General features: G+C 32.6%; 1 pseudogene. It reads left to right on the top strand.

Features of this window, described 5'->3' with window-relative positions:
* Window positions 1–1,135, top strand: a pseudogene (locus SOY52_RS11075) (chromosome segregation protein SMC); the annotation flags it as partial.

Raw genomic sequence — 1,135 nt, 5'->3', positions numbered from 1 at the left:
AACAATTGATAACAGTGAAAAGCATCTTCCTACCGATTTAACTGAGGTTGAAATAAAAAGAAGAGTCTTCAGAAGTGGTGAAAGTGAATATTACATCAATAAAAATAGATGTTTACTTAAAAACATAAGAGAGCTTTTCTTCGATACTGGTGTAGGTAAGAGTGCTTATTCTATCCTTGAACAAGGTAAAATCGACCAAATCCTTTCTCAGCGCCCTGAGGATAGAAGATATATATTTGAAGAAGCTGCAGGTATTTCTCGTTTTAAAGCAGAGTGTAATGAAGCTTCAAAAAAAATTGAAAGAACAGATGAAAATATTAACCAAGCTGAAAGCTTGATGAAGGTTGAAAAGCGAAGCTATGAATCATTAAGAAGCCAAGCTGAGAAGGCTAAGGCTTACAATGAATTAGTAAAAAGACAGTTAGCTGTTGATGTTGATATTCATTACTCTAAGCTTAAAACATATCTTGGCTTAAAGGATATGAGAGAGGAAAGAAATAAGAGTTTAAGAGGCCAAGTAGAAAACTTAAAATCTTCTCTTGAAAGCTTTAGAGTAAATATTGAGGAAGAGCAACAAAGAATGCAAGCTGAGAGTCAGAAGTCTCACTCTCTTCAATATGCAATTAACAGAAATGAAGAAGCTATTAATAGTCGAAACGATAAAATAGCTTTTCTTGAAAACACTTATCGTGATTATATCAACGCTAAAAAGGAAGCAGAAAGTAAAGCAGAAAGTATTAAGTTTTCTCTAGATAGAGATAAGGGTGAACTTGATAGAATGCAAGCTGAATTAGATGAAAAATATCAAATATATGAAGAAAACCAAAGGCAAGTTAAAAGAGCCCAAGGTATGCTTGATGATGATATTAAAAAGATTGAAGAAATCAGATTATTAGTTTCTAAAGAGGAAGAATCGATTGAGGAAAATGAAAAGGCTATTGAGGCTTTATCTACATCATTAAAGGATGTTGTCGATTCTCTTGCTTCTGAGCTTGATAAAATGATGGGTGAGGAGTATTCCTCTAATAAAAGAAGTAGTGCCGAAAAAACATTCATTTCAAGACTTGAGATGATGATTAGAGACTTGCAAAATAAAATAAGAATGCAGAAATCTATTTCTTCTTTCTCTGATAAA

Source organism: Bullifex sp. (genome assembly GCF_034103065.1).
In the GTDB taxonomy this organism is placed as follows: domain Bacteria; phylum Spirochaetota; class Spirochaetia; order Sphaerochaetales; family Sphaerochaetaceae; genus Bullifex.
The sequence above is the reverse complement of the archived record's forward strand: the minus strand, read 5'-3'. Positions and strand labels throughout refer to the sequence as shown.